The 6166-nt window shown below is 34.2% G+C and carries 5 protein-coding genes; all 5 read left to right on the top strand.

Annotated features, from left to right (window positions below; all coding sequences use genetic code 11):
- A partial coding sequence (locus AC3DU7_RS15810; RefSeq protein WP_488040287.1) for an RNA-guided endonuclease InsQ/TnpB family protein occupies positions 1-254 on the top strand: 254 nt, incomplete at its 5' end.
- 235 nt (positions 255-489) lie between these two features.
- Positions 490-945 (top strand): chemotaxis protein CheW, encoded by a 456-nt coding sequence (locus AC3DU7_RS15805; protein ID WP_488040286.1) that lies wholly within the window; start codon positions 490-492, stop codon positions 943-945.
- A gap of 118 nt (positions 946-1063) precedes the next feature.
- Positions 1064-2197: a GGDEF domain-containing response regulator gene (locus tag AC3DU7_RS15800; RefSeq protein WP_488040285.1), complete on the top strand. Its 1134-nt coding sequence runs from the start codon at positions 1064-1066 to the stop codon at positions 2195-2197.
- Positions 2198-2845: 648 nt separating this feature from the next.
- Positions 2846-3661 (top strand): ParA family protein, encoded by an 816-nt coding sequence (locus AC3DU7_RS15795; RefSeq protein WP_488040284.1) that lies wholly within the window; start codon positions 2846-2848, stop codon positions 3659-3661.
- A gap of 275 nt (positions 3662-3936) precedes the next feature.
- A partial coding sequence (locus AC3DU7_RS15790) for a HAMP domain-containing protein (RefSeq protein WP_488040283.1) occupies positions 3937-6166 on the top strand: 2230 nt, incomplete at its 3' end.

The following is a 6166-nucleotide window of genomic DNA, read 5'->3' as shown; positions in this document are numbered from 1 at the left end:
ATAAACTAGCAAGTGCCATAGCAGACTGTGGATTTTATGAATTTAAACGTCAACTGACATACAAATGTGAATGGTACGGCAGTAAATTAGTCATAGCTCCTAGATTTTATCCAAGTTCTCAAATATGTTCAAACTGTGGGCATCAACAGAAAATGCCATTGAACTTGAGAACTTATGAGTGTAGTGAATGCGGTTTTGAAACTGATAGAGATTTGAATGCTGCTATCAACCTGAAAAACTATGTGAATCAGTAGCTTGAGTTTCAAGCGAATTTAAGCCTGTGGAGAAGATAAGTTACAGACTGCGGTCAGTGGTCTTCAGTGAAACAGGAAGCTAGCTCCAAAGCTCATGCAATCGTGTATGGGTAAGTTTGGGTAAGTTTAGTAGAACGGTTCTATAGTGTTAAGCTTTAAGGCTATCTTTGTATTGGTGCTACCTAGTAGTTTCCCTGTAGCGATCGCAACTTTTCTGCAACAAAGCCGATAAAAAATGGAAAATCCAACTATAAAAACAACCCAAGAAAATCAATTTTGTACTTTTTATCTGGAGAAATTATTCTTTGGCATAGAAGTAGAAAAAGTGCAAGAAATTATTCGTTATCAAAAGATAACTCATGTTCCTTTATCCTCACCAGAAGTTGCTGGGTTAATTAATCTTCGGAGTCAAATTGTGACTGCAATTGATTTGCGCAGGAGATTGAATTTAACTGATAATAAAATGGAAAAATTACCTCTTAATGTGGTGGTACGTTTTGAAGATGAAACAATTAGTTTATTAGTGGATGAGGTAGGAGATGTCATTGATGTATCTCAAGATAATTTTGAATCACCACCAGAAACATTGAGAGGAAAAGTACGGGAATTAATTCGAGGTGCTTATAAGTTAGAAAAACAACTTTTACTAATTCTTGATATTGAAAAAGTAGTTGATATGAGTGTTGCTTAAAAATGGCAAGAGTTTGAGTATAAATAATTAAATATTATTTAACGTTGACAGATAGTGATATTAATCAATCATAATTTAACTCTAGTTTTTATTTCCTTTAATCATAATAAATTAAATCATGAAATTATTATCCCAGGAACAGAAAAAAACTCAAATAACAACCTATAATACTTCTTATATCTCAAATGATAACAAAACCATGTTTAAGAAGAATCAGGTTAATCAAAAATCTTCTTTAAATACCTTATTAGTAGAAGATAATCTAGGAGATGCTTTTCTTATCAAAAGGTTGTTAGAATTTGAATCAGTTTTTGGTTTTCATGTGACTCATTCTACTAGATTATCCTTAGCAATTGAGCAACTTAATCAAGAAAATTTTGATGTAATTTTGCTTGATTTAGGACTACCTGATAGTCAAGGATTTGAGACTATTTCCCAGATGATAGAAGTGTCTCCTAATATTCCAATTATTGTTTTGACTGGAAAAAATGATGAGGATTTTTCTGTTGAAGTGGTTCAAAAAGGAGCGCAGGATTATTTAGTTAAAAATGAACTGTCAGCAGAAGTATTAATCCGTTCGATACGCTATTCTTTGGAAAGAATTCATTTAGTACAAAAACTACACCAGAGAGAACAAGAATTAAGTAATTTCAATCAAAAATTAGCTGATGAAGTCCTAGTGATAACTTATGAGCTTCAGCAACAAAATGAGAAGCTGCAAGATTTACTAACAATATCAAATACAGATTCTTTAACAGGTATTCCTAATCGCTATTGCTGGGAAACAGTCTTAGAAAGAGATTGGAAAAGAGCTATCCGCGAATCTCAGCCCATCTCTTTAATAATGATAGATATTGATTTTTTTAAATTATTTAATGATACTTATGGTCACCCTCAAGGGGATATTTGTTTGAAAAAAGTGGCTCAAGTAATTCAAAAAACTTTAAAAAGACCAACAGACTTAGTTGCTCGTTATGGAGGAGAAGAATTTGTGGTAGTATTACCCAATACAGACAGATCTGGAGCAATGTATGTTGCTGAAAGTATTCGCACTGAAGTTAATGCTTTGAAAATTATCCATGAGGCTTCAAAAGTTGATAAATATATCACCATTAGTTTAGGTTTGGCAACAATTATTCCAACTATAAATTCACATCCAGATGAATTAATTAGTCAAGCCGATAAAGCACTTTATCTAACTAAAGAAGAAGGACGAAATTGTGTTAGATTTTTGACTTCTGACATTGCTTAAATCAACCGCTTTTGGGAAGGCAAAAAAATCAAAAGTGTTCCCATATTGATGAATTATGGGCTTAATATCCAGTTAATTTTTCTCTGCATTTAATTCATTATATAGCAATATTATTTGAGTTGTGAGATATTGGAAACTTTTAGGGAACAGGGAACAGAGAAGAAGAAAAAAACATACCATATGAATATAATAATTGATATATTCCATACTTTTAAGGAACACTTCAATTCTCACAACTGATTCCTGATTGCTATAGCAACTTTTGTGACAATTGAAAAGGCAAAATGAGAATAAATATTAATCAAGATTTATTGAAATTTTTTAAAATAGATAAATTTATCTGATTTACCTGGAAATCTATATAATATTAGCTATATAATAATATCAACAAAAATAGGATTCTTCCAGAATGACAAATGAATGATTTTAAATTCAACAATCCAGGTTTAAATCCTCCCCTTTTAAGCGGATAAAATCAAAACTTTCCTTCGAGTCATTCTTTTAATAAGAGGTAATTATTAATTGTTGAAGTTTCCTGTTTAATAAGTTGAGTGATGATTGTTTTGTAGCACAGGGATATTGCCTATGATGGCTGTACCTTACCTATGATTAAATATGCTGTATATTTAGAAATATCATAAGTCAAAAATGATGGCTAAAATCATTGCCTTTGCCAACCTAAAAGGTGGTACAGGAAAAACTACTATTTGCATAAATATAGCTGGATGTTTAACTTTAATTCGTCCAAAAAGTCGGGTATTAGTAGTAGATTTTGACCCTCAAGCTAATGCAACTTCTGGATTGGGAATTGATGAGAATAGTTTAGAAAACTCTATTTATGATGCAGTCTTAAATGAATGTCAGGAATATCAAGGAGTTCCTATTACTCAGACAATTTTAGAAACACAAATAGAAAATCTTCATTTAGTTCCCTCAGAATTAAATTTAGCAGCAGCTTCTATTTTAATGCACCAATGTAAAGATAAAGTCGGGATGTTAAATCGAATTTTAGCTCCAATTAAATCTTACTACGATCATATTTTAATTGATGTGCCATCAGATACGGGCTTATTTATGCTCAATAGTTTACGAGCAGCAGATGAGGCTGTTATTCCTATTGATAGTAGTATTTTTTCTATCGAAGCGTTAGAAAAATTCCAAATTTATTGTCAGGATATTCAGGAAATGACTGGACATAAAATCAATCAATTTACAGTTGTTTTCAATCGTTATACAAAATCTAGGACTGGTATATCTCAATCAAAAAAATCATCAAAACATAGTATATTTGAAGAAATTGAGGAGGGAGTTCAAAGGATGTCCGATCATCTATTTAAAATTCCCGAATCCCGATTAGTTTATCGTTCACAACAGGAGGGAATGCCAATTTCTCATGTTTCGCCCAACAGTCAAATTGTGAAAAATTATATGGAAATAGCCAACTATTTATCAGAGGTGAATTGACCATTAATTCCTCAAAAATAAGTCTGTAATTTTAATGATCGACGTAATAAATCTAGTTTTTTAATTGCTTGTACTTTGGAGGTCAATAATTAGATTAACTATTCCCTGTTACCGAATAATTAAGGTTTAAAGCCTCTCCTTTAAAGGAGAAACAAGCAAAAATTTTCATGATTAGTCAATCCTCTTCTTTTGAAGGAGAGGTAATTGTTAATTATTAATTATTAATTATTAATTATTAATTGTTGAACTATTCCCTATTCCCTTCTATAACTGAAATGACAATTCCTAAAAAACGAAATCCTGGTCGTCAGGTATTCTTTGAAGATACCGAACCAACTACAGAAAACCTCCAAGAAACTATGACTGAATCTGAAGCAATTTCATCAACTCCAATTTCTCAACCAAAAACTAATATTGATATGAATAATAATCCTAATCTTGACTCCTTATTAACTGCTCTTAAAGCTGCTAGAGATGGAGATTTTACCGTGCGTCTTCCCGAAAATAATGGCTTAGGAGAAGTAGCTATTGTCTTTAATCAAATGATAGTTATTAATCAAAACTTTGCCGAAGAAATGGGGCGCATTAGTCGTGAAGTTGGAGAAGAAGGAGAATTAACTGCTAGAGCAAGTTTAACTGAAGTTAAAGGGTCATGGAAATCAAGCATTGATGCAGTAAATGGACTAATTAATAATTTGGCGCGACCCACTACGGAAGTTTCGCGGGTGTTAGAAGCAGTAGCAAATGGAGATTTGTCCAAAAAAATTAACTTACAATTGCAAGGAAAATCCTTAAAAGGAGAATTTTACCGCATTGGGACCATTGTTAATCAAATGGTGGACAAACTTAATAGTTTTTCCTCAGAAGTAACGCGGGTTGCTCAGGAAGTGGGAACAGAAGGTAAATTAGGAGTCCAAGCAAAGGTTGAAGGAGTATCTGGTGTTTGGAAAGAGTTAACAAACAATGTTAATGAGATGGCAACTAATTTGACAAACCAAGTTAGGAACATTGCCAAAGTTGCTACAGCTATTAGTGTGGGAGACTTAACTCAGAAAATTACGGTAGAAACAAAAGGGGAACTGCAACGACTGAAAGATACTATTAATTTGATGGTGGATAGTCTCAATACTTTTGCTTCGGAGGTAACGCGGGTTGCTAAGGAAGTGGGAACTGAAGGAACATTAGGAGGTCAAGCTAAGGTAAAAGGGGTTGCCGGAACTTGGAAAGATTTAACTGATAATGTCAATGGTATGGCAGCTAACCTAACTTTACAGGTGAGAAATATTGCCCAGGTTGCAACCGCAGTTGCCGAAGGAGACTTAACTCAGAAAATTACTGTGGATGCTCAAGGGGAGATATTGGAACTCAAGACTACCTTGAATAAAATGCTAGACCGACTTAATGCTTTCTCCTCGGAAGTAACGCGAGTTGCCAAAGAAGTTGGAAGCGAAGGAATATTGGGAGGTCAAGCAAAAGTAGAGGGAGTAAGTGGTACTTGGAAAGATTTAACAGATAATGTAAATGGTATGGCAGCGAACCTAACTTTACAAGTTCGTAATATTGCCGAAGTTGCAACTGCTGTTGCTGAAGGAAACTTGAGTAAAAAGATAACCGCAGAAGCACAAGGGGAGATATTGGAACTTAAGACTACCTTGAATAAAATGGTAGACCAGCTAAATGCTTTTAGTGGAGAAGTAACGCGGGTTGCAAAAGAAGTTGGAAGCGAAGGAATATTAGGAGGTCAAGCACAAGTTGAAGGAGTAAGTGGCACTTGGAAAGATTTAACAGATAATGTCAATGGTATGGCATCTAACTTAACTTTACAGGTGAGAAATATTGCAGAAGTAGCTACTGCTGTTGCTGAAGGAGACTTAACTCAGAAAATTACTGTGGATGCTCAAGGGGAGATATTGGAACTTAAGACTACCTTGAATAAAATGGTAGACCAGCTAAATGCTTTTAGTGGAGAAGTAACGCGGGTTGCAAAAGAAGTTGGAAGCGAAGGAATATTAGGAGGTCAAGCACAAGTTGAAGGAGTAAGTGGCACTTGGAAAGATTTAACAGATAATGTCAATGGTATGGCATCTAACTTAACTTTACAGGTGAGAAATATTGCAGAAGTAGCTACTGCTGTTGCTGAAGGAGACTTAACTCAGAAAATTACTGTGGATGCTCAAGGGGAGATATTGGAACTTAAGACTACCTTGAATAAAATGGTAGACCAGCTAAATGCTTTTAGTGGAGAAGTAACGCGGGTTGCAAAAGAAGTTGGAAGCGAAGGAATATTAGGAGGTCAAGCACAAGTTGAAGGAGTAAGTGGCACTTGGAAAGATTTAACAGATAATGTCAATGGTATGGCATCTAACTTAACTTTACAGGTGAGAAATATTGCAGAAGTAGCTACTGCTGTTGCTGAAGGAGACTTAACTCAGAAAATTACTGTGGATGCTCAAGGGGAGATATTGGAACTTAAGACTACCTTGAATAAAATGGTAGACCAGCTAA

The organism is Okeania sp. (genome assembly GCF_983059655.1).
The sequence above is the reverse complement of the archived record's forward strand: the minus strand, read 5'-3'. Positions and strand labels throughout refer to the sequence as shown.